Annotated in this window: 19 protein-coding genes; 10 read left to right on the top strand and 9 right to left on the bottom strand. The window is 67.4% G+C overall.

The features are described from left to right. Nucleotides 1-21: 21 nt before the first annotated feature. A complete protein-coding gene (locus ACWELJ_RS00995; RefSeq protein WP_452364200.1) occupies nucleotides 22-1,050 on the bottom strand; it encodes a phosphotransferase family protein in 1,029 nt (342 codons plus the stop codon). 1 nt (nucleotide 1,051) lies between these two features. Continuing rightward, complete coding sequence (locus ACWELJ_RS00990) at nucleotides 1,052-1,834, bottom strand: SDR family oxidoreductase (protein ID WP_452364127.1); 783 nt, start codon at nucleotides 1,832-1,834, stop codon at nucleotides 1,052-1,054. Between the two features lie 255 nt (nucleotides 1,835-2,089). Here ACWELJ_RS00990 and ACWELJ_RS00985 point away from each other — a divergent pair, with 255 nt between their 5' ends. Beyond that, the gene (locus tag ACWELJ_RS00985; protein WP_452364126.1) at nucleotides 2,090-3,514 is read left to right on the top strand and encodes a flavin monoamine oxidase family protein; all 1,425 of its coding nucleotides are present in this window, start codon (nucleotides 2,090-2,092) and stop codon (nucleotides 3,512-3,514) included. Nucleotides 3,515-3,631: 117 nt separating this feature from the next. Here the strand turns inward: ACWELJ_RS00985 and ACWELJ_RS00980 are convergent, their stop codons facing one another. Together ACWELJ_RS00980 and ACWELJ_RS00975 are read right to left on the bottom strand one after the other, a co-directional pair. Further along, complete coding sequence (locus ACWELJ_RS00980; protein ID WP_452364125.1) at nucleotides 3,632-4,810, bottom strand: saccharopine dehydrogenase NADP-binding domain-containing protein; 1,179 nt, start codon at nucleotides 4,808-4,810, stop codon at nucleotides 3,632-3,634. Between the two features lie 8 nt (nucleotides 4,811-4,818). Then, nucleotides 4,819-5,268 (bottom strand): acyl-CoA thioesterase, encoded by a 450-nt coding sequence (locus ACWELJ_RS00975; protein WP_452364124.1) that lies wholly within the window; start codon nucleotides 5,266-5,268, stop codon nucleotides 4,819-4,821. Nucleotides 5,269-5,366: 98 nt separating this feature from the next. Here ACWELJ_RS00975 and ACWELJ_RS00970 point away from each other — a divergent pair, with 98 nt between their 5' ends. Genes ACWELJ_RS00970 through ACWELJ_RS00955 form a run of 4 tightly spaced genes read left to right on the top strand, consistent with a single transcriptional unit; the run spans nucleotide 5,367 to nucleotide 10,130 of the window. Continuing rightward, nucleotides 5,367-6,920 (top strand): AMP-binding protein, encoded by a 1,554-nt coding sequence (locus ACWELJ_RS00970; protein ID WP_452364123.1) that lies wholly within the window; start codon nucleotides 5,367-5,369, stop codon nucleotides 6,918-6,920. Continuing rightward, nucleotides 6,917-8,491, top strand: a complete 1,575-nt coding sequence (locus ACWELJ_RS00965; protein ID WP_452364122.1) for an acyl-CoA carboxylase subunit beta — start codon at nucleotides 6,917-6,919, stop codon at nucleotides 8,489-8,491. The genes ACWELJ_RS00970 and ACWELJ_RS00965 overlap by 4 nt, the downstream gene beginning before the upstream one ends. Nucleotides 8,492-8,536: 45 nt before the next feature. Beyond that, complete coding sequence (locus tag ACWELJ_RS00960) at nucleotides 8,537-8,752, top strand: biotin/lipoyl-binding carrier protein (RefSeq protein ID WP_452364121.1); 216 nt, start codon at nucleotides 8,537-8,539, stop codon at nucleotides 8,750-8,752. A gap of 4 nt (nucleotides 8,753-8,756) precedes the next feature. Next, nucleotides 8,757-10,130, top strand: coding sequence for an acetyl-CoA carboxylase biotin carboxylase subunit (locus tag ACWELJ_RS00955; RefSeq protein WP_452364120.1), 1,374 nt, complete (start codon nucleotides 8,757-8,759; stop codon nucleotides 10,128-10,130). 168 nt (nucleotides 10,131-10,298) lie between these two features. Here ACWELJ_RS00955 and ACWELJ_RS00950 read toward each other — a convergent pair whose 3' ends face one another. Then, entirely contained in the window at nucleotides 10,299-10,928 is a 630-nt protein-coding gene (locus ACWELJ_RS00950) for a TetR/AcrR family transcriptional regulator (RefSeq protein WP_452364119.1), read from the bottom strand. Nucleotides 10,929-10,979: 51 nt separating this feature from the next. Here ACWELJ_RS00950 and ACWELJ_RS00945 point away from each other — a divergent pair, with 51 nt between their 5' ends. The 5 genes from ACWELJ_RS00945 (at nucleotide 10,980) to ACWELJ_RS00925 (ending at nucleotide 17,285) form a co-directional block, all read left to right on the top strand. Then, complete coding sequence (locus tag ACWELJ_RS00945; protein WP_452364118.1) at nucleotides 10,980-12,617, top strand: GMC oxidoreductase; 1,638 nt, start codon at nucleotides 10,980-10,982, stop codon at nucleotides 12,615-12,617. Next, entirely contained in the window at nucleotides 12,614-13,042 is a 429-nt protein-coding gene (locus ACWELJ_RS00940) for a hypothetical protein (RefSeq protein WP_452364117.1), read from the top strand. Before ACWELJ_RS00945 ends, ACWELJ_RS00940 begins: the two co-directional genes overlap by 4 nt. A gap of 11 nt (nucleotides 13,043-13,053) precedes the next feature. Beyond that, on the top strand, nucleotides 13,054-14,544 hold the full coding sequence (locus ACWELJ_RS00935) for an aldehyde dehydrogenase family protein (protein WP_452364116.1): 1,491 nt from the start codon (nucleotides 13,054-13,056) through the stop codon (nucleotides 14,542-14,544). A 147-nt stretch (nucleotides 14,545-14,691) separates the two neighbouring features. Then, complete coding sequence (locus tag ACWELJ_RS00930; protein ID WP_452364115.1) at nucleotides 14,692-16,245, top strand: flavin-containing monooxygenase; 1,554 nt, start codon at nucleotides 14,692-14,694, stop codon at nucleotides 16,243-16,245. Next, a complete protein-coding gene (locus ACWELJ_RS00925; RefSeq protein WP_452364114.1) occupies nucleotides 16,242-17,285 on the top strand; it encodes an alpha/beta hydrolase in 1,044 nt (347 codons plus the stop codon). The genes ACWELJ_RS00930 and ACWELJ_RS00925 overlap by 4 nt, the downstream gene beginning before the upstream one ends. Before the next feature lie 145 nt (nucleotides 17,286-17,430). Here the strand turns inward: ACWELJ_RS00925 and ACWELJ_RS00920 are convergent, their stop codons facing one another. From ACWELJ_RS00920 to ACWELJ_RS00905, 4 genes are all read right to left on the bottom strand, one after another. Then, nucleotides 17,431-18,726: a PucR family transcriptional regulator gene (locus tag ACWELJ_RS00920; protein ID WP_452364113.1), complete on the bottom strand. Its 1,296-nt coding sequence runs from the start codon at nucleotides 18,724-18,726 to the stop codon at nucleotides 17,431-17,433. A 126-nt stretch (nucleotides 18,727-18,852) separates the two neighbouring features. Beyond that, nucleotides 18,853-20,358, bottom strand: a complete 1,506-nt coding sequence (locus ACWELJ_RS00915) for a long-chain-fatty-acid--CoA ligase (protein ID WP_452364199.1) — start codon at nucleotides 20,356-20,358, stop codon at nucleotides 18,853-18,855. A 7-nt stretch (nucleotides 20,359-20,365) separates the two neighbouring features. Next, the gene (locus ACWELJ_RS00910; RefSeq protein ID WP_452364112.1) at nucleotides 20,366-21,310 is read right to left on the bottom strand and encodes an NAD(P)-dependent oxidoreductase; all 945 of its coding nucleotides are present in this window, start codon (nucleotides 21,308-21,310) and stop codon (nucleotides 20,366-20,368) included. Continuing rightward, on the bottom strand, nucleotides 21,307-22,749 hold the full coding sequence (locus ACWELJ_RS00905; RefSeq protein ID WP_452364111.1) for an APC family permease: 1,443 nt from the start codon (nucleotides 22,747-22,749) through the stop codon (nucleotides 21,307-21,309). The genes ACWELJ_RS00910 and ACWELJ_RS00905 overlap by 4 nt, the downstream gene beginning before the upstream one ends. Nucleotides 22,750-22,801: the final 52 nt, after the last annotated feature.

Here is a 22,801-nt window from a genome sequence, read left to right as displayed (position 1 = left end):
GGGAACGACCCGCCTTCTCGGTCAGATTCCGGCTTCGTCGGCGAGGTCGAGCGCCAGCCGCACCATCGCGTCGATCCGCTCGATGGTGGGTGTGCCCGCGACGGCTCGGTTCTGCGGCGTGTCCATCGCTCGCCGCAGTACCCCTTCCGCGATGATCGCCACCTTCCACAGGCCGAGGACGTGCCAATACCGCAGCGCCACCGGGTCGCGCCCGGTCTGATCGAGATAGATCTGCGCGATCTCGGCCCGGTTGGGGAACCCGTCGAGGGCGTACGCGGGGAAGTCGCCGCCGGTGTTCTCGCCCGGCTCCACCCAGTAGGCGAGCAGACTGCCCATATCGGCCAGCGGGTCGCCGAGTGTGGAGAGCTCCCAGTCCACGACGGCCGTCACCGTGCCGGTGGTGTGCTCGGTGATGACATTGCGCAGGTGGAAGTCGCCGTGGACCAACGTCACCTCTCGTTGTTCGGGCACGGCCGCGACCAGTCGGCGGGTGAGCTCTTCCAGCCCGGGCAATTCCCGGGTCTTCGACCGCTCCCACTGGCCGCTCCAGCGCTTGAGCTGACGGAGCGCGTAAGGCTTGTGGCTCGCCAGATCCGTCAGTCCGGCGGCGGCGATGTCCACCGCGTGAATCTTCGCCAGTGTTCGTGGCAGCGACTGTGCGATCGCCCTGCGCCGTTGCGGGGTAAGGGATTCGGCGATCGCCACGGTGTCGATCACTTGCCCGTTGACGTACTCCATCAGGACGAGAGGCCCCGCTGAAATCGCCGGATCCTCGGCCACGCCAAGGATCCGTGGCGTCGGCACCGGGGTGGATTCGAGCGCGGACATGATCCGTGCCTCACGCACCACGTCGTGTGCGGACGCCAGCAGTTCACCGACCGGCGGCCTGCGCAGCACCCATCGGCGGCCCGCCTCGTCGCGGACCAGATAGGTCAGATTCGATTGGCCCAGGCCGATGCGGTCGAAGCGCAGTGGTGCCGCCCAGTCGATGCCGAGCGTCGTGAACCACCTGGCGATCGCGACCGGGTCGACGCCGATGACCTCCTGCATATCAGGCATCGACCGACACCCCGCCGCGGAACCGGGAGGCGTCGCCGAGTCGCTGCCCGCCGTCGATCACCATGGTCTCGCCCGTGACCCAGCTCGCCGCGTCGGACGCCAGAAACGCGACGGCGGCACCGATATCCGCGGGCTCGCCGATCCGGTCGAGCGCGGTGGTCCCGGCCAGCGACTGCTCCCGCTCCTTCCAGAGCGCCTCGGCCAGTTTGGTCCGGACCACACCGGGCGCCACGGCGTTGACCCGCACCTTCGGCGAAAGTTCCAGCGCCAGCTGCTTGGTCACGTGGATCAGGGCGGCCTTCGAGGCGTTGTACAGGCCGATGTTCTCCTCGACCACCAGGCCGCCGACGGACGCGATGTTGACGACCGCGCCGCCGTGTTCACCCATCCACGCGCGGGTGACCAGCGAGGTCCAGAGGATCGGCGCCCACAGGTTCACATCGAATGTCTTCGCGAATCTCCCGCGGTCCTGGTCGATGACCGGTCCGTAGGCGGGGTTCGTGCCCGCGTTGTTGACCAGGATGTCGATGCTGCCGAACCGCTCCAAGGTCAGGTCGACGCAGCGGCGAGCGGCGTCTTCGTCCGCCGCGTGCGCGCCGACACCGAGGGTGTTGCCCTGCACCAGTGCCGCCGCCTCCGCAGCGGATTCCTGTGTGCGCGAGGTCATTACGACGTTGCCTCCCGCCGCCGCGATGGCTCGTGCGATCGCCAGTCCGATGCCCCGTGATGCGCCGGTGACGATGGCGGTACTGCCGGTCAGATGAGGTCCTGTCATGTCGGTTGCTTTCACGCGCGACACCGTAACGAGACTCCGCGAAGCACAGTGAGACGCCGATCACAGTGTGGTTCGCGTGCGAAAGCCGTTATCGCGACAACCGGGCAACGCGGGCCGGCGTCGATTCCCGGCGGCGATTTCTGGTGAATAGTGCACCGCCGGCGGTCCGCGCCCGGTGGGGGTTGCGGTAGTGCGAAGGTGACCTCGGTCACGAAGCTGAGCTACGACATTTGGTCCGGGCGCAAGGAGGAATTCATGGAACGCGAGAACGCCGCGGTCGACGTGATCGTGGTAGGGGCCGGTTTGTCAGGGCTCGTCGCGGCGCGTCGCCTCGACCAGGCGGGCATCACTTCCCTGCGAGTGCTCGAGGCACGCTCCAGGGTCGGCGGGCGTACGAAGGTTCACCAACTCGAGAACGGGCGGTACGTGGAGGAGGGCGGTCAGCTGGTCGGCCCCGAGTACAAACGCCTCATCGCGTTGGGTGAGGAGCTCGGCGTCTCGACCTGGCCCCACCATGAGCACGGCAAAGCGGTGTTCGAATGTCGTGGCCGCGTAATGAAATTCAACGGATCGATGCCGTGGACCGCGGACCCGCTGGGTTCGGCGGACTTCGCGCAGTCGCTGATCCGGCTGGGCCGCCTGTGCAAGCGCAGCACAGCCGCCGACGCGCTCGCGACGCCCGAGGCGGCTCGGCTGGACACCCTGACCTTCGCGTCCTGGGTAGACCGCAGCACCATGACCGGAACGGCACGCACCCTGTGGGCCATCATCGCCACGTTGACCCTCGGGGCTCAACCGGGCGACCTGTCGCTGCTGTTCGTCCTCCGGCACCTGCGCTCGATCGGTGGCGTGGAGGCGCTTCTCGCCTCGCTCTCCGGCGGGGAGGAGCGCTCCTTCACGGGCGGATCCGCCGAACTGAGCCTGCGGATGGCGGCCGACCTCGGAGACCGCCTGGTCCTCGACGCTCCGACCCTCGCGATCCGGCAGTACGACGACCGCGTCGAGGTCGACACCCCCGGCCGCACCCATCATGCCCGCCACGTGGTGATCGCCATGAGTCCATCCGACCGCGCCGCCATCCGCGTGGACCCCCAGCTCCCGCTGCCCCAGCGGACCTTCGGCGAGCGGCTGGCGATGGCGCACGCCTACAAGGTGCACGTGGTCTATCCCGAACCTTTCTGGCGCCGTCAAGGACTCAGCGGCGCGACCATGAGCGACACCGCGCCGCTGATGCTGACCTTCGACGACACTCCACCCGGCGAGCGACAGGGCGTCCTGGTCGGATTCGCCCGAGGCGACGGCGGGGTCGGCGCCGATCTGCCGGACCCGATGCCGGGCGATGCTGCCCAGCGGCGTCAGGCCGTGCTCGCGGGCTTGGCGCGCGCGTTCGGAGACGAGGCGCTGCATCCCGACGAATACCACGAGATGAACTGGACCGATGAGCGCTGGACGACCGGGTGCGTTCCGATCTGGTCACCCGGACTCCTCACCACCTGCGGGCCGGACTACGCGGCCCCGGCCGGGCGCCTCCACTTCGCGGGCTCCGAGACCTCCGCCGCCTGGCCCGGCTCCATGGAAGGCGCGGTCCTCGCCGGCGAACGAGCGGCGGCCGAAATCGCCGCTCCGGCCGGCGTGAAGACCGCCGAGGTCTCCCATGAGCCGGTGGCCGGCAGAGCGTAGGCCCGGACGCGCTTCTCGACCACGGTCCGATGGGGTGGCACCGCCGAGCGGCGCCACCCCATCTCCGCGCCGACGCTGAAATGGGCGGCCGGAGCCGCCCATCCCCAAGGTGGTGGATCAGACGGTGATCTCCTCGACGACGACCTCTACGACATCGGTCCGACCCTCGCCGGGGGAGCCCGCATACCGGGCCAGATTCTCGAAGAAGGCGAGCGCGTCGATGACCTCGGGGCCGTGGACGCCCGGCCGGTCGACCTGGCCTCGTGCGGCCATGAGAGTCGCGACCGCCAGCGGGATGCCGGTCATGGTGCCCATGCTGTCATCGGGAACGATCAGGGGCCGGGCGCCGACCCGGATCCGCTTGTCGTTCCTGGTTCCCTCCGCGACCGCGAAGAGCACCGGCAATGTCGGCGCGGGACCCGCCGCCGATCCCATCGTGCTCGGTTCGAGTACCAGGGCCGCGCCGGCCGCGGCCACATCGAGTTCACCGGAGCGGACTCGACCGGCCGTGCGGATCACCGCGTCCATCAAACGCGGACGAGATGTCATGAGGTTGAGCGACTCCCGTACGCCAGCGCGGATCCGGGGCAGGGTGAGCGGCTCCGGATGACCACACACCCAGACCGTCGCCTCGCCCCAACCCGGGTAGCTGATCGTCCGCTCCTCCAGCGGCAGACCGTCGGCCAGGCCGCCGTCGCGCCACACCTTGATCGTCGCCGTGCAGTTGTGGACCCAATGCTCGATCGCCGCGGTGGACTGCACACTCGTGTCGACTTCGGCGCGCTGGAACCCGGACGCGCGCCACGAGGTGTAGATGGTCTCCACCTGGTCGCACTCGTTCATGGCCAGGACCCCGAGCAGGTTGCTGATGCCCGGGCTCGCGCCGACTCCGATCACCGCGGTGATGCCGGCCGCTCGGGCCTCGGCGTCGAGTTCGAGCATCTCGAGCGTCGGCTCGAAGTCGTCGCAGATGTCGAGGTAGTGCGTGTGCGTCGCGATGGCGGCACGCAGCACCATCGGACCGAAGCGGTAGAACGGTCCCGCCGTGTTGAGCACGATGTCGACGTCGGCGAGCGCGTCGACAAGCTCGTCCGTGGCGGAGATGTCCAGTCCGAGCGGCGTCGCCCGAGGACCGAGCCCATCGGCCAGCGCCTTGGCGGCTTGCTCGTTGCGGTCCGCGATGAGGACCTCGGCGATCTCGGTGGCGTCGGCCAGCACTCGGCAGGCGTGGGCACCCATCTCGCCCGCGCCGCCCGTGACCAGGACGCGTTTTCCAGTGGTTCGTTCAGCAGCCATGGTGAATTTCAGTCTCCTGTTTGCCGGCGGGGACAGGACCCCGCGGATTGGTGGGGGATTGCGGGGTCGACGTCGACGTCGGCGCTGAGTGCGGCACGCTCGCTCACGGTGAGCCGCCGTGCGCGGCGAGCCTCGACGTCCCAGGCCACGAGCGTCGCCTCGGAGTGGTTGCACACGGTGCCGCCGGCGTCGAGGAGCAGTTCGGCCAGATCGATACTCGATCGGCCCACCCGCACGGGTCGGATGACGACCCGCAGTGGAGCGTCCGTCTCGAGAATCTCCCTGACGTACCGCATCCGGTGCGCGGCAATGACATACGCGGGATTGCGGGTCTGCCAGCGGTCGCGCAGATATTCGATCCGTGCCTGTTCGAAGGCCTTGGGGTAGACGGCGGCGGTCAGGTGGCCCAGGTAGTCGAAGTCGTAGGACCACGGGTGCACGGTCGTCGTCCAGCTCATGGCGATCTCCATGGGGTATTGACAGCGGATGTTCCAGTACCGTTTTATATCAAGTGTCTCAAATAAGAAACCCCTCTGTTGATCGAAGGGATCAGTTCGTGAACGACGTCAGCAGGCCTGGCCCGCTTGTGATCGACCGCGTCAGCTCGGTTGACGACCTGCTGCGCGCGGTGAACGAGGACCCACACCGCGTGCTGCTGCGATCCCACCGAGAGGTTCTTTCCGTCGGTGAGCTGGCGGATCGAGCGCGCCGCGTGGCGGCCGCGCTCGCCCGCCGCGGTGTCTCGGCGGGGGACCGCGTGGCACTGGTCAGCGGCAACTCGATCGACCGGGTCGTGTGGATGTTCGGCATCTGGTGGCTCGGAGCGGTCGAGGTGTCGGTCAATGTCGAGCTCCGCGGCCCGATGCTGGCCCATGTCCTGACCGACTCCGATCCCTGTCTGATCGCGTGTCAAGACGGTCTCCTGGACCGGGTCCGCGACGCGGCCGTCGGGAATGTCCTTCCGATGAGCGCGTTGGCGATAGCGCCGATCGGCCAGGCGATGCGGGACGAACTCGACGCGGTGCAGCGCGGATTCGGTCCCGGGGAGCTCGCGACCATCCTCTACACATCAGGAACGACGGGCCCGTCCAAGGGCGTGATGCTTGCGCGCGCGTACTTCTCCAATCTCGCCGGGATCTGGATCGATCGGCTCGGCCTGCGCGCCGACGACATCGGCTACTTCCCGCTGCCGTTCTTTCACGTCGATGGACACGTCCAGCTCGCGGCCTGCTTGCAGTCGGGCGGCTCGATGGCCTTCCGCGACCGCTTCTCCGTATCGGAGTACTTCGCCGACATCCGCCGGTTCGGAGCCACCTGGGGAACGGGTGTCGGGTCGATGCTCTCGATGCTCGCTCAGGCCGAGTTGCCCGAGCCGGGCTCGCATTCCCTGACCCGTCTGGTCGGAGCTCCGGTGCCGCGGATCGCCTACGAAACCTTCGAGGACCGGCTCGGCATCCCCGTGCTCACGCTCTTCGGTCAAACCGAGTGCGACGGCATCGCCATGGACAGCGTCGAGCAGCGGCGCCGCGGCGCCGCGGGCCGCATCCACGATGCGATCGAGGTCCAAGTGGTGGACGAGAACGACCGGCCCCTACCGGTGGGCGAAACCGGTGAGATCCTGTACCGCCCGCGCAGCCCGCACCTGGCAGCCCTGGGATATTGGCGCCGGCCCGAAGCGACGGTCGCCGCGTGGCGCAATGTGTGGTTCCACACCGGCGATTCCGGACACCTCGACGACGACGGCTTCCTCTACTTCGACGGACGCCGGACGGACAGCTTTCGCCGGCGCGGCGAGAACATCTCGGTGTGGGAGCTCGAACACAGCCTGAACACCGCCCGTGGTGTTCGTGAGTGTGTCGCCATCGCGGTGCGTGATGAGCACGGCGGCGAGGACGAGATCAAGGTCTTCGTCGTCCCCGACGGCGAGTCCCTCGTGATCGACGAGTTCATCGAACACTGCCGCACGGTTCTGCCCCGGTTCGCCATCCCGAGATACCTGACCGTCACCGACGGTTCGGAGTTCGTCCGCAGTGCCGGGACCGGCGTGGTCCAGAAGCACCTGCTCTCCCGCGACATCACGTCGCCCGACGTCATGGAAGTGCCCCGATGAACGCACCCGGTGGATTCAACTGGCCTGACGCTCTGGCCCAATTCGGCGAACGCCGCCAACGAGCTCGCGAGCTCGGCGGCGAGCGGCGGGTGACGCGCCAGCAGGAGCAGGGCAGGTACACGATTCGCGAACGGATCGCCGCCATCGCCGAAAGCTTCAGTGAGATAGGCGAATTCGCCGTCTTCGAGGAGCGCGACGCGCTCGGCAACATGGTGGGCACTCTTCCCTCGAGCTACGTGTGCGGCCTGGCGAGAGTGGACGGCAGACCGGTGGCGCTCGGCGGTGAGGACTTCACGGTGCGCGCCGGTGCTCCGCAGAGCTATCTCGACCGCATGAAGGGCGGCATGGGTGGCTTCGTCGAAGACCTCGCCCACGAGTACAAGATCCCGCTGCTGATGTTCGTGGAGGGCATCGGCGGCGACGTCGCGGCCCAGGAGGACAAGGGGCACGCCTACCTCACCAGCTCCCTGAGCTGGACTCGTTCCTTCGAGCTGCTCGCGGAGGTGCCGGTCCTGACCATGGTGAGCGGTGCGGCCGTCGGCGGCAGCGCGGCGCGGGCGGTGGCGAGCCACTTCTCGGTGATGACCAAGGACTCCGTGATCTTCGCCGGGGGTCCTCCGTTGGTGCGGCGTGCTCTCGGTGTCGACGTCGACAAGCATGAGCTGGGTGGCGGACCGGTCGCGACCGGCACCGGCACCATCGACAACCTGGCGCGAGACGAAGACGACGCCATCGCGCAGATGCGCGCGGTGCTGAGCTATCTGCCACAGAACGTCTGGCAGCTGCCGCAGCGCACCGCGTGTGACGATCCCGTCGACCGCCGGGCGCCGGAACTCCTCGAGATCATCCCGGAGAACCGGCGGCAGGCCTATCGTGCGACCAAAGTGGTCCGAGCCGTCGTCGACGAAGGGTCCTTCTTCGAGATCGGCGCCCGGTGGGGCAAGAGCCTGATCACCGGCCTCGCCCGGATCGACGGAATGCCGATCGGCGTCCTCGCGAGCAACCCGCAGCACCTCGGTGGAGCCATGGACGCCGCCGCGTCCGAGAAGCAGGTGCGGCTGATCGACCTCTGCAACACCTTCCACCTCCCGGTCCTCTACTTCGTCGACGTTCCGGGCTTCATGGTCGGCCCGCAAGCCGAGCGGGCCAATGTCATGCGATGGGGAGTGCGCGCGATCCAGTCGGTCGTGGAGGCGACGGTGCCGATCATCACGGTGCAGGTTCGCAAGGCCTACGGCCTGGCCGTGTCCGCGACCTCGAATCCGGACCGTCTCGGGTTGCGCCTGGCGTGGCCCAGCGGCGAGTGGGGTGACCTGCCGATCGAGGGCGGTGTGGAGGCCGCCTATCGGCGCGAGATCGAAGCCGCGCAGGACCCCGATCGGATGCGCGCGGAGATCGAGGCCCGGATGGGCGCACTCGTGGATCCGTGGCGAACCGTGGAGGCGTTCGGGGTCGAGCACATGATCGACCCGCGCGAGACCCGCGAGGTCGTGGCGGCCTTCCTCGAAGCCGGTCAGGGAGCGCTGGCGGCGGCGCTGCACCCCGAACGTCACGGCCGCCGCCGGAGCTGACCGAAACCATCAGGTGCGATGCGCACCATCGGAGAGGAATCAACCATGAACGAGATCGCGGCCGAATGCGTGGCCACCGTGTGGAAGGTCATCGTCGCGCCCGGTGACCGAGTCAGCGAGGGCGACGTGCTGCTCATCCTCGAGTCCATGAAGATGGAGATCCCCGTCGAGGCCGAGAACGACGGTGTCATCGCGGAGATTCACGTCTCCGACGGAACCGCCGTCTCCGAGGGTGACCTCCTCGTCACGCTGGAGGGCTGAGCTCGTGTTCGACAAGGTCCTCGTCGCGAACCGCGGAGAGATCGCCGTGCGCGTCATCACCACATTGCGGCGTCTCGGCATAGCGAGCGTCGCCGTCCACTCCGACGTCGATGCGAACAGCCTGCATGTCCGGATGGCCGACGAGCGGGTGCCCATCGGTGCGGCCCCGGTGACGGAAAGCTATCTGCGGATCGACCGCATCATCGAGGCCGCGCTGGCCACCGGCGCCCAAGCCATCCATCCCGGCTATGGCCTGCTGTCGGAGAATCCGGAGTTCGCCCGCGCGTGCGCCGCGGCCGGAGTGGTGTTCATCGGTCCGAGCCCGGAGTCGATGGAGATGATGTCATCGAAGATTCGGGCCCGGGAAACCGTGACAGCCGCGGGTGTCCCCGTCGTTCCCGGATTCACCGAGCCGATCCACCCCGGCCCCGAAGCCTTCGCGATGGCGGATGCCATCGGCTATCCCGTCGCCGCCAAGGCGGCCAGCGGAGGAGGCGGAAAAGGCTTCCGGGTGGCCCGCGACCCTGGCGAGCTCGCCGCCGCGGTGGAGGGTGCGGCGCGCGAAGGCGAACGCTTCTTCGGCGATGCCACCGTCTACCTGGAGCGCTACCTCGAGGACCCGCGCCATGTCGAGGTGCAGATCATCGCCGACATGCACGGCAATACCGTTCATCTCTTCGAGCGGGACTGCTCGGTGCAGCGCCGGCACCAGAAGCTGGTCGAGGAGGCGCCCTGCCCGCTCCTGACCGAGACCCAGCGCGGACAGCTCGGCGAGATCGCGGTGCGGGCCGCGCGAGCCGCCGGCTACCACTCTCTCGGCACGGTCGAGGGACTGCTCGTCGGCGACGATTTCTACTTCCTCGAGATGAACACCCGCATCCAAGTCGAGCATCCGGTCACCGAACTCGTCACCGGGCTCGATCTGGTGGCGGAGCAGATCCGCATTGCCGCCGGCGAGCCCCTGACCTTCAGCCAGTCCGATGTGCGGGTCAGGGGCCACGCGATCGAATGCCGGATCAATGCCGAGTCCGCCGCCAAGGGCTTTCGCCCGGGCCCGGGCCGGATCGAGCGGTTTGTCGCCCCGGCGGGGGACCGGGTGCGAGTCGACACCGGCGTGACCGGCGGAGACCATGTTCACCCCTACTACGACCCGATGATCGCCAAGGTGATCACCTGGGGCGAAGACCGCCGCGCTGCGACCGACGCGATGCGCAAGGCTCTCGACGAGACAGTCCTCACGGGCATACCGACACTGATCCCGTTCCATCGTGCGCTCCTCGCGAGCGAGGAATGGGCACGTGCGAGCACCTGTCGTGAGCTGGTCGAGGACCGGGCGTGGTTGAAGTCCACCGACGCCTGGGCCGACGGACCCGAATAACGGGTGCACAGTGCACCACACGGCGTCCGTGAACACCTCAGATGTGTGTGGCGCGGGTCGGTCCCGGAGGCCGAATATTGCTGCCGGGCCGGGGGATTGGCCCGGCGGATCGACTTCAGGAGTACACCTATGGCCGCTGAGTGGTGCGTGAGCCGTGATATCGGAGGCTCAGTGTTGCGCCGGGTCGATCGTGCTCATCGCGAGCGCGGAGTCGACCCAGGTCCGGACCGGCGGCGCGACGGCGGGATCACCGCCGTTCCAGAGGTTCGAACCGAGGACCGCGTAGCTGCCGTAGCCATCGATCAGTGCCACCAGGTAGTCACCGATCTCCTGCGCCCTGGGCGTGGGCAGGTCGCGGGAGACCAGCGCCGCCTGTACATGCCGCTGGACGGTCGAGCGCCACGACGCGAGGTAGTTGACCATCTCCTGCCCCAGCTTCTCCGGGGAGCTCGCTGCCTCGGCATAGAAGAACAGGGTGATCCGGCTGAAGGCCACCGACGGCCCGTCGAGCGGTATCTGCGCGGTCAGGATCCGTACCAGCCGCTCGACCGGATCCAGTCCGGTGTCCTCCGCGATCGCGGCCAGGCGACGGCCGGAGAGCCAGAAGGCGTGCCGAAAGGCCAACTGCAGCAGATTGTCTCGTCCACCGACGTAGTGGTTCAGCACACCGGTTGACCAGCCGCTGCGCTCCGCGACGTCGCGCAAGGTCACACCGGACACGCCGTCCTCGGCGACGATCGCGAGCACGGCGTCGGCGATCTCGGCACGCCGCTGGCGATGGTCCACGATCTTCGGCATGACCGTATTTAAACACAACCGATCGACTTAAATCCCCAAGGAGGTGCGCTCATGACCATGACCGTCCCGAACGCCAGGAGCGACGATATCGATGCGCTGATCATCGGCGCGGGTCCGTCCGGCGTCACCGCCGCCCGACTGCTGGCCGAGAGCGGATTCCGGGTGACGGTCCTGGAACAGGGCGACTGGCCCGACGTCTACGACTACCCCAGCGACAAACTCGAACGTGAGCTGCTCGTCGCCGGACGCTGGAACCCCAACCCGAACCACCGCGGCCGGCCGAGTGACTACCCCGTCAACGACGCCGATTCCGACGTGCATCCGTTCATGTTCAACGGTGTCGGCGGCAGCAGCGTCCTGTACTGGGCGGAGTGGCCCCGGATGATCCCGTCCGACTTCCGGGTCCGCACGCTGGACGGCATCGCCGACGACTGGCCGATCACCTACGAAGATCTGCGGCCCTACTACGACGCCGTCGACGAGATCATCGGCGTCTCGGGCCTGGGCGGCAATATCGCTTACCCGCCCGGCTACGTGCCCCCGCAGCCGCCGCTCCCGATCGGACGCATCGGCCGGATCGCGGCCGAGGGCATGAACAAGCTGGGCATCGGCTGGTGGCCCGGTACCTCCGCGATCCTGTCGCAAGGCGTCGGCTCTCGCGGGGCGTGCGCTCGCTGGGGGACGTGCGGGAGTGGCTGCCCCGAGGGGGCGAAGGCGTCCTTCGACGTGGCGATGTGGCCCGGTGCGCTGGCGGCGGGTGTCAATCTGGTGGTGGGGGCGCGAGTCCGGGAGATCACCGTCTCCGCGACGGGTCTCGCGACCGGAGCCACCTGGATCGACCGCGCGGGGATCGAGCAGCACACGTCCGCGCCGGTGGTGATCGTGTGCGCCAACGGGATCGGTACGCCCCGACTGCTGCAGCTGTCCACGTCCTCGCTGTTCCCGGATGGGCTGGCGAATTCCTCCGGCTACGTCGGGCGCAACCTGATGATGCACCCGGTGGCGACGGTGCTGGGCGAGTACGAGCAAGACGTCCAGCCGTGGGTGGGCCCGGAGAGCCACCCGATCTGGTCCATGCACTTCGCGGAGACCGACCTCAGTCGCGGCTTCCACCGCGGGGCCAAGTGGACGGCGGTCGTGCTGCAGGGACCGGTGAGCTTGTTGCAACGGTTCGCGGAGCTGCCGCTCGCCGAGCGGAGCGGTCCGGCCGGGCACGCACTCGTCGAGCGCCTGTACGGCCGGTCGTTCGAGCTCGCGGCATCGATCGAGGATCTGCCCGACTTCGAGAACAGGGTGCTCCTCGACCCTGATCTCGTCGACGGTGACGGTATCCCGGCGCCGCAGATCCGGTACCGGATGTCGGAGGAGAGCAAGCGCGCTCTGGACTGGAATCTGGACCGGATCGAGGAGGTCCACCGGGCGGCCGGCGCGATCTCCACCAAGCGGGTGGATTTCGGGGGCGAGACCGGTTGGCACCTGCTCGGCACCGCGCGCTGCGGCGATGATCCGACCACGTCGGTGGTCGACGGCTATGGGCGCTCGCACGACGTACCCAACCTCTACATCTTCGACGGCAGCGTGTTCGTGACGTCCTCCGCGGTGAATCCCACCCCGACGATCACGGCGTTCGCGTTGCGTGCCGCCGAGCACCTGATCGAGACCGCTGCCGACCAAAGGACTCCGCTGTGATCGATTTTCCCGACGACAAGTGCCGCGCCGGTGCGGCGCGCCTCGCCGATCTGTGGTTCCCGGGGAGCACCCGGTCGCCTCGAATGACGGCACTGCCCGGCTACCGAGCGCTGCTGATCCGTGCGCTCCAGGCCAATCCAGAGTTGTCGGAGGCCTTTATCCGGACCGCCGAGCTGGCCGCCGACGTCGATGAGCTCTCGGCCGAGGTGGTCGCGAGCTGGCCCGTGGACCTCGCCGAAGCGGCTTTCTATTTCCTGAGCTGCACCTACTACATGGCCCCCGAGGCGCGGAAGGCCGTCGGCTACCCCGGCCAGGTCCGGACGCCCTCCGCGGAGGCCACCCCGGACCAGCTGCTCGACGACGACCTGCTCGCGCCGGTCCTCGCCTTGGGCTCGACCTACATCCCAACTCCCACTTCCGACTGAAGGAACGCGACATGAGCCCTGAGAAGATCCTGGCCGCGGCGCAGCGGCGTATCGATGACCTCGCACCAGCCCACTACATCGGTGGCGGTTTCGCCGCGAGTACGGGTACCGGGACGATCGAGGTGACCAGTCCCGGCACCGGCACCCGGCTGGGGATCGCGGCGAACGGCACCGCGGCCGACGTCGACGCCGCGGTCGCCGCGGCCCGTGCGGCGCTCATCCCTTGGGCGCGAATGACTCCTGGCGCCCGCGCCGAGCTGTTGTTCCGGTTCGCGGACGCCATCGACGAGCACACCGGGCTGCTGGCCGCACTCGAAGCCCTCAATGTCGGTAAGGCCTACGCTTATGCGGCATACGAGATTCCGTTGATCTCCGACTGTTTCCGGTTCATGGCGGGCGCGGCGCGGACGGCTCAGACGCCGGCCCCGGGCCAATACGTCGAGGGTCGGCTCTCCTACATCCGGCGCGAACCCGTCGGTGTGGTCGGTGCCATCACGCCCTGGAACTTCCCCCTCCTGATGGCAGCCTGGAAGATCGCTCCGGCCCTCGCGGCGGGGAACACCGTCGTGCTCAAGCCCTCCGAACTGACGCCGCTGAGCACACTGATCCTCGCCGACCTGGCGACCGGCATCCTGCCCGACGGCGTGCTCAACATCGTGGTGGGCGACGGCGCGACCGTCGGCGAGGCCATGAGCCGCCACCACGATATCGACATGATGGCGCTGACCGGCAGCGCACGCTCGGGCCGGCTGGTCGCGCAGGGCGCGGCGACAACGGTGAAGCGGGTCCACCTCGAGCTCGGGGGGAAGGCGCCGGTCGTGGTCTTCCCGGACGCCGATCTGGACCAGCTGGTCCAGACGCTGGTGATGGTGGGTTACGGCAACAGCGGCCAAGACTGTGGCGCGGCCACCCGGGTGATCTGCCATGAGGATCTGCGGGACCGGCTCCTGGCGGCCCTCGCCGGGGCCGCGCGAGAACTCCGCAGCGGTAATGCCGCATCGGGTGACGAGTTCGAGCTGGGTCCCTTGATCAGCGCAACCCAGCGCGACCGCGTCGCCGGCATGGTGGACCGGGCGCGAATGGACGGGGCCACAGTGGTTCTCGGCGGAGAGGTGCCCGAGGGCCCCGGGTTCTTCTACCCGGCGACAATCCTCGCCGACATCGCGTCCGGGTCGGAAATGGCGCGCGAGGAGGTCTTCGGCCCGGTGATCTCGGTGGAGACCTTCGCCACCGACGCGGAAGCGTTGGCCAAGGCCAACGCGGTCGAGTACGGGCTCGCGGCATCGGTATGGACCAACGATCCGGCTCGTGCGCTTCGCTTCACCGAGGACCTGGATTTCGGCTCGGTGTGGGTCAACACCCACCTCAGCTTCACCAATGAAATGCCGTGGGCGGGCTTCGGAAAGTCGGGCTACGGCCGCGACAACTCCACCTATGCCCTCGATGACTACACGCGCACCAAGCACGTGATGCTTCCCCTCGGGCCACCCCTCGACGCCTGAGCGGACGCGCGCGATGCGAGCTGGTGCATAGTGCACCGAATCCCGGTCCAGGACACAACCGATGTGTGTGGTGTGGGTCATACCCGCTGACACAGCATGACGGGAGGGCCAGAGAACCGGCCCTCTCAGATCACATTAGGAGTTCACATGGCCGGCACCACTGCCCCTCCCGAGTTCGCCGACATCGTCATCATCGGAGCCGGGGTCTCCGGCGTGGGATCGGCGTGCTACCTGCGGGACGCGTTTCCCGGCAAGAAGATCGTTGTCCTCGAGGGGCGCGGCCGAATGGGTGGTACCTGGGACCTCTTCCGCTACCCGGGTGTCCGATCCGACTCCGAACTCCACACGTATGGCTACCAGTTCAAGCCGTGGAGTCACGAACACGCGATCGCGGACGGGCACCTGATTCGCGAATACATCGAGGAGGCCGCCGCCGAGAACCACGTCGACGAGCTGGTCCGCTATCACCATCACGTGGTGTCGGCCGATTGGTCCAGCGCCGAGTGCGCGTGGACCCTTCGGGTTCGGGTCGCTGTTCCGGGCCAGAAGACGAAAACCGTGACCATCAAGACCAATTGGGTCTACGGCGCCACCGGCTACTACCGCTACGACGAGGGCTACACGCCCAGTTTCGAGGGGCGCGAGGACTTTACCGGCGATATCCTGCACCCGCAGTTCTGGCCCGAGAACTATGACTACGCCGGCAAGAAGGTCGTCGTGATCGGAAGCGGCGCGACGGCCATCACGATGGTTCCGGCGATGACGACGGGTTCCGGTGCGGCGGAGCACGTTACGATGCTGCAACGCACCCCCAGCTATGTGATGACGCTTCCGCGCGTCGACAAGGTGGCCCAATTCCTCTATCGAACCTTTGGTTTGGAGCGTGGATACGCCGCTACTCGGCTCAAGAACGTGTGGCGTGACTACCTCTTCGTCGGTTACATGCTGAAGTTCCCCGCCTCGGGGCGGAAGCTGATGCGCGGCCTGACCCGAAAAGAGCTGCCCGCGGGCTACGCCGTCGACACTCATTTCAATCCGCCGTATGACCCGTGGGATCAGCGGTTGTGTATGACCCCCGACGGAGACTTCTTCAAAGCGATCGCCGCGGGTCGGGCTTCGGTCGTCACCGACACGATCGAGCGATTCACCACGACCGGAATCCGGCTGACGTCCGGCGAGGAGATTCCCGCGGACGTGATCGTCACCGCCACCGGCCTCAACTTGCGCATGTTCGCAGGCATTACGCAGACCGTCGACGGGCAAATGGTCGATGTGGGCGACTGCGTCACCTACCGCGGAATGCTGCTGTCCGGGCTGCCGAACTGGTCCTTCGCGATCGGTTACACGAAGTACTCGTCGTGGACTCTCAAGGTGGGTCTGACCGCGCAGTATGTCATCCAGCTGATTCGGCACATGGACGCGCACGGCTACAACAAAGTCTTGCCGGTAGCCGAACCCGGGATGACGACCGAGCCGCTGCTCGATCTGAAGGCGGGCTACGTGACCCGCACCGCGGATGGACTACCCAAGCAGGGCACCCGGCTGCCGTGGCGGATGCTCACCTCGTATCAGGCTGACAAGCGACTGCTCGGGGGTGAGCTCGTCGACGACCACCTGCGATTCAGCTCGGCAACGACCGACCGGGGCACCGGACAGGCGGCGTCCGCGACCAAGTCCGTGGGAAAGGCGCAGGTGCGATGACCACCACACCTGTGACGACCCGTCTCTCGTTCGGCGAGTGGGTGCAGCGAGGCCTCGGGATCGGGGTTTGCAGGCTTCCCGCGTCGTTGCTGAACCGTCTGGTCGAGATTCCGGTGAACGCGGATGGTGAGCGGATGGCCCCGGAGATCGCGATGCTCATGTCTACGGTCGCGAAGGCTCCCGATTTCAGCGATCTCAGCCCTCGCGAGGCGCGTGCGGCCGAGTTGAAGGATGCCAGGATCTACGGGGAACGGCCCGTGCCGATGCGAGTGGTGGAGCAGCTCGAGTTGCCGGGAGGTCTCTCGGCAACTCGGTACCGTGCGGGCGCCTCCACCGGCGGGCTCGTGGTGTTCTTCCATGGAGGCGGATTCGTCCTCGGTAGTACCTCCGCCTACGACGGCCCGCTGCGGTTACTCGCCCAGCAGACGGGGATGGACATCCTTTCGGTCGAGTATCGTCTGGCACCGGAACACCCATTTCCGGCACCACATGATGACGCGATGATCGCGTGGGCTTATGCGGTTGCTCAGACCGGTGCCTGGGGTATTCGGCCCGACCGGATTGTCGTTGCGGGCGACAGCGCGGGCGCGAATATCGCCGCGGTTCTTGCGCAGCAGCTGCGTGGTTCCAATCCTCGACCGGTGTTGCAGGTGCTCATGTATCCGGTCACCGACCTCGCGGGATCCAGGCCTTCGGCCCAGGAGTTCGCCGAGTCGCCGGCGCTGACCGCCAAGCAGATCGCGTGGTTCACCGACCAGTATCTGCCGTCGAACGTCGATCGCACCGATCCGCGCGTTTCACCGCTGCTCGCCGACGATCTGACCGGCCTGCCTCCGGCGCTGGTGTCCGTCGCAGGCTTCGACCCGCTCCGTGACGACGGCCTCGCCTACGCCGCGAGACTGACCGAAAGCGGCGTCCGGACCCAGCTGATCAGGGAACCAGGTCTCGTGCACGGGTACCTCGCGCTCACCGCGCTCAGCGCGACCAGCCGGAACGGCATCAGCCGCATCGCTGAGGCGATCGTTCGGGCCATGGCCTGAGCTCACCCGATGAGCACCCGGCCGGGCGGCGGCATTTCACCCCGTCGCCCGGCCATTATCGGGTCAGCGCTGACAATCAGCCCGACCTTCCGACTTCTTGCCCAGCATCCGCGATTCCGCCGAGACAGCCGACCCGCGGCCGCGGTCACTCGTCCTTCTGCAGCTCGACCAGCGCCAACGCGGTGTCCACGGCGGCAGGATTCTGCGCGAGTGGGCGCGGGAGCAGCTCATCCACGCGGGCGAGGCGGCGGTCGATCGTGTTGCGATGGGCGAACAATCGATCGGCGGCCTTCGAAGTGTTGAACTGCTCGGCGATGAAAACGCGAGCGGTCTCGCGCAGCACGTGGTCGGCGGTCGCCAGTGCACCGAGCGTGTCCGCGACGAATTGCCGTGCCTCCGCGAGATCGTTCGTGAGCAGGGAGATGAGCTGTACGTCCTCGAAACAGACGGCTCGGCACCCGGACCGGAGGCGCGTGAGCAGCCCCTGGGCCGCGGCCGCGTCGAGGTGACTGCGGCGAAAGCCGTGCACGTCGCGTGCCGGGCGTCCGAGCGCGATACGAACGTGCGGAATGTCCGCCACGATCCGGTCGAGGTCCGTTCGGTGTGGCGCGGAACTCACCGGCATCCACACCCACAGCGTCGCCGTTCCCGCGACGAGCGTCAGTCGGCCCGCGGCGCCCGCCGCGCGCATCACTCGCTCAGCGGCTTCCTCGAGGCCGGCGAGTCGATCGTGGGAGTCGGCCCACAGTATCGCCGCCAGGTGGTTGCCGGTCAGTGCGTAGCCGAGCTGGGCCTCGGCCCGAGGGCGTGCGATGGGAGCGCCTCGCAGGAGTAGTTGAACCGTTGTCAGCCGCTCGATCTCCGGTCCCTCGGCGAGCTCGCTCCTCGCGGCTTCGATATATGCCGCGACGGCGGCCATCGAATCGTCGATGAAAGCCCCCAGCGAGTTGCCGGACAATTCGACCAGCTCGCGAAGCTCGTCCTTGTCGTCGGTGGTGTCGAAACAGAACCGTAGCCACGCCGACCAGCCGACATGCTGGGCGGCGCGCCACGGCCCGACATCGCTCACATCCAATCCGCGAAGCGCCAGGTCGCGCGCATAGTGCCTGGTTTCCGCGATCATTTTCGGCTCGACGTGGCAGCCGGGGTCATCGATGTTGGAGGTAAGCCAATGGGTCAGTGTGGATCGGGTGAACAGACGATCGGTCTCGGAGAGGACCGGATCCTCGACCAGGGCGCCCCCACGCAAGCCTCGCTGGCCCGCGGCCCACATTTGGTGAGCGATCTCGGCCGCGTGCTCCTGCATATTGGTCGCCGCCGTTCGGAAGAGTTCGCGCACCCGTGGTGAAGGCAGTCGCCGCTGGTCTTCTTCCAAGTTCGCCCCTTCTTTCCACACCCTGCTTCGGACGATCAGCCTATTCGGAAACGTGTCGCGCGTCACAGGTGCAGAGTGCATCGGACCGCTGCCGAGCACAGTGATTCTTGGTGTACGCCGCTGTGGCGACCGCAAAAGCGCTGCCCCCGACGCAGCTTCGCAACACCTGCGTCGGGGGACTGGGTTCTCGAGCTACGAGCCCGAGTTCGCGGGCGCGGTGATCTCGCGTCGGAGGATCTTTCCGGTCGGGCCCTTCGGCAAGGCATCGACGATCCACACGGTGCGCGGGTATTTGTACGCGGCGAGACGGTCTTTGACGAAGTCGCGCAGTTCCGCCGGCTCGGCGTGCATACCTGCTTTGAGGGCGACAGCGGCCCCGATCTCCTCACCGAGCAATGTGTGCGCGATACCGATGACGCCCGCCTCGGCGACAGCGGGATGCTCGTAGAGCACTTCTTCGATCTCCCGGGGGTAGACATTGATGCCGCCGCGGATGATGAGGTCCTTCTTCCGATCGATGATCCAGAAGTACCCATCGGCGTCGGTCTCGGCGATATCGCCGGTGGCGAACCAGCCGTCGTCGTCGATCGCCGCCGCGGTCGCGTCCGGAAGGTTCCAGTAGCCCTTCATGACGTTGTGCCCTCGGATCTGGATCTCCCCGGGCTCTCCGACGGGAAGCGCGTTGCCGTCCGGATCGACGATGCGCATCTCGACGCCTTCGATCGGAGTGCCGATCGAGCCGGGCTTGCGCACCCGGCCGAGATGGTTGAAGCATGCGACGGGCGAGGTCTCCGACAGGCCGTAGCCCTCCAAAATCACTGTGCCGAAAGCGTGTTCGAAGTCGGAGAGAACCTGCACCGGCAACGCCGCTCCGCCGGACATACAGACCCGCAGGGACGCGGCCGCCTCCGGCGGGAAGCTGTCCGCGATCGCCAGCAATGCCGCGTACATTGTCGGAACTCCTTCGAACACGGTCGCTTTCTCGCGCGTGATCGTCTCCAACACCGCATGAGCGTCGAAACGCGGGATCAAGGCGACTGCCGCGCCGGTCAGGACCGCCGCATTGAGCCCGCAGGTCAGGCCGAAGACGTGGAACAGGGGCAGGCAGCCGATGAGGACGTCGTCGGCGTCCACGGCGAGCATGCGGGCCACGACGTCGGCGTTGCGCCCGAGTCCCCCGTGGGTCAGTTCCGCGCCTTTCGGACGCCCGGTGGTGCCGGAGGTATGCAGGATGACCGCCGTATCGTTCGCGGCGCGGTCGACGGGGGCGGCCTGGGCGGGGAGCCCGTCGATCAGATCGCCGATCGTCGCGTCATCGACGAACACGACCGACGTTCCGGCGGCCGCGGCGCCCGTGGCGGCCTCGTCCGCGGCTGCCGAGGTCGCGAACAGGGCTGTGGCCGCGGTGTTGGTGAGATAGAACTCGACCTCTCGGTTCTTCGACAGTGGATTGATCGGCACCGCAATCGCACCGCGTCGCAAGATGCCGTAGAACGCGATGGCGAAGGCGGTCCCATTGGGGAGCATGATGGCGACTCGGTCGCCAGGGGAGATGCCCATCCTTTCCAGCAAGGTGGCCATTCTTGCGGAGGCGGTGAGAAATTCGGCGTAGGTGATGGCCGTGGAGCCGCTGATGAGCGCTCGGCGGTCGGGGAGTCGGCTCGCGGCCGCCGTGAGGTTCAGGCTCAGGTTGGACACGCTTCCTCTATTCCTTGTGATCGGGAGTTGGTCGCGGGGTGGCGTGGCGATGGGTTCGGTCGCCACCCCGTCTTCCGAGTACCGCTACCTGCGCCGAGAGCCCGAGGTTCCCGAGCCCGATTTCGCTTGCGGCAGTGAGATTCTCGAGGGCGGCGCCGAGTAGTCGGGCGTCATGGCCGGCGGCGTTCATCACGGCCAGGCCCGCGCGGGTGCCATCGAGGAACGTGTCGATCGTGGCCTGGTCTGTTTCGTGACGGCCCGTGTCGAGCGCGGTTGCGATCTCCGGGAGGGCGTGGTGGAGCAGATCGAAGACGAGCGGGGTCAATTCCCGCAACTCCGTGGTGGATACACCCTCGCTGTGTGCGTAGGCCGCGGATTCGACATAGGCGGCGAGACAGCAGGTGAGGAACGATCCCCACCATGCCAGCATCAGGTTCGCCGAGGTCACGTGTTCCGATATGTGCCGCGTTGTTCCGGCCAGACACCCGAGGATCTGTCGGCATTCGTTCCACGTTGCGGTGGGGCCGGAGTAACAGATCACCGCGTCGGAGGAGCCGATGTCCTGCGGATAGGACGCGATGCTCCCGTCTAGATAACTCCCGCCTCTGTCGCCGACCCAGCGCTGCATCGTCTCGGCTTCGGCGGGTGTACCGGAGGTGAGATTGACCAGTGTCTTTCCGCTCCAGTCGGGGCACCCTGCGATGCTCGCGGTGAGCACGTCATAGGTTGTGGTGCAGGCGACGACCAAGTCCGCTGTGCCGATAGCCTTCTCGATCGATCGTTCGGCTCGCACGCCGTAGTCGGCCAGCGCCTCGGCCCGGCTGTGTGTGCGGTTCCAAGCGGCCACGATGTGGTCGTTCGCGGCGAAGGTCCGTGCCAGCGCAGACCCCATCAGCCCGCAGCCGACGATCGCGACGCGGCCCGGTGTCGCGGAACTGTCGATGGTTCTCATTGTTCCCGCGACTCCGACGGCTCCACGGTCGCCTCGTGAGCGCTCTGCGGTCGTCGTTGTTTGGTGGCCATGAAGACGACGACCAGCGCCGCGATGATGCACAGGCTCACCTGAGCCATGTAGCCGGCCGCACCGGGTTCGGGGCTGTCGATTCCGTCGATCATCAGACCCGCCATGGCCACGACCGCGACCACGGCGGCAAGCCACATGATCGGGCGGAATTGCCGTGCACGGACTGTCAATACGACCGCGCCGGTTGCGATGAGGATGTACGGAATGACCCACAGGTAGACCACCAGGGTGGCAGTGGGTGTGTATGCGGAGACGATGTCTCCCTGCCAGAGCGTCATTCCAGCGATCCACAGGAAGCTGGCGCCCGCGAGCGCCGCGATCGCGATGTAGGGAGTCTTGTGGCGCCGGTGCACACGCGCGATGAAGGTGGGCAGTAGGCCGTCTTCGGCGAGCGTCAACGCGAAACGCGCTCCGTAGTTGAGGAATCCGATGGCCGAGGCGAACGAGGCGAAGCCGAGCACCAGATCGCTGACCGTGCCGACCCAGGAACCCAGTCCGGCCTGATCGGCCAGGGCGGCGGGGGAGGAAGCACCCGCTGCCAGTTGGTCGGACGCGGCTACGATGCCGGGCACTTGAAGAATCGTGAACAGCGGCAGAGCGCCTCCGACGATGACCGGAACGGCCATCACAGCGATCGGGATGTTTCGTCGGGGGTCTCGGGTTTCGGTGGCCATCGCCGCGCAGCTTTCGAAGCCCATCAGGAACGTCGTTCCGATGGCGGTTCCCCGGAGCGTGTCAGCGATGCTGAAGTGCGCCAGGTCGAACTGGGTGCCGAGATCGAGCCCGGTATGCATGGCGCTGGCGACCGCGATCACGACGACCAGCGGAATCGACAGGACCGCCAGTCCCACGGCGATGCGGATCGACGTGTCCAGACCCCGGAAGGCGATCGCGGCCGCGATGACGGCAGTCGCGGCCAGCACGATCACCTGGGGTCCCGAGGTCATGGACGAGGCCACACCCATCGAGTGGAGGAAGCTACCGATGAATACCCCTACGACGCCGATCAGGCCGGCGACTCCGACGATGTACCCGCCCACGAGAGCCGCGCCTGTCAGGTAGCGCGCCCACGGCCCGAAGACATGGCCGACATACGAGTAGAGGGAGCCGGTCGCCACGTATCGACGGGCGAAATAGACGACCGAACAGCCGACGCATACGAGTACCACCACGGCGAGCAACGACGACTGCCACGCGGCCGGGCCGGCGGCTCCGAACAGCATGGACGGCGCCAGGGCGAATGACACCGCCGGGATGAACGACGCCAGGCTGAGTGATATCAGAGCCGTGCGCCCGAGATGGCCGCGGTCGAGGTGCGCATCGGATTGGTCCGGAGCGCTGTCCGCGCGTTCGAAGATCTCGCTCACCGGTGCCCCCCAACCCCGTTCAGCGGAATATTCGGATCCGATTCGTGGACGG

This window comes from Nocardia sp. NPDC004582 (genome assembly GCF_053602115.1).
Note: the sequence above shows the minus strand (reverse complement) of the source record. Positions and strands in the feature narration are given on the sequence as shown.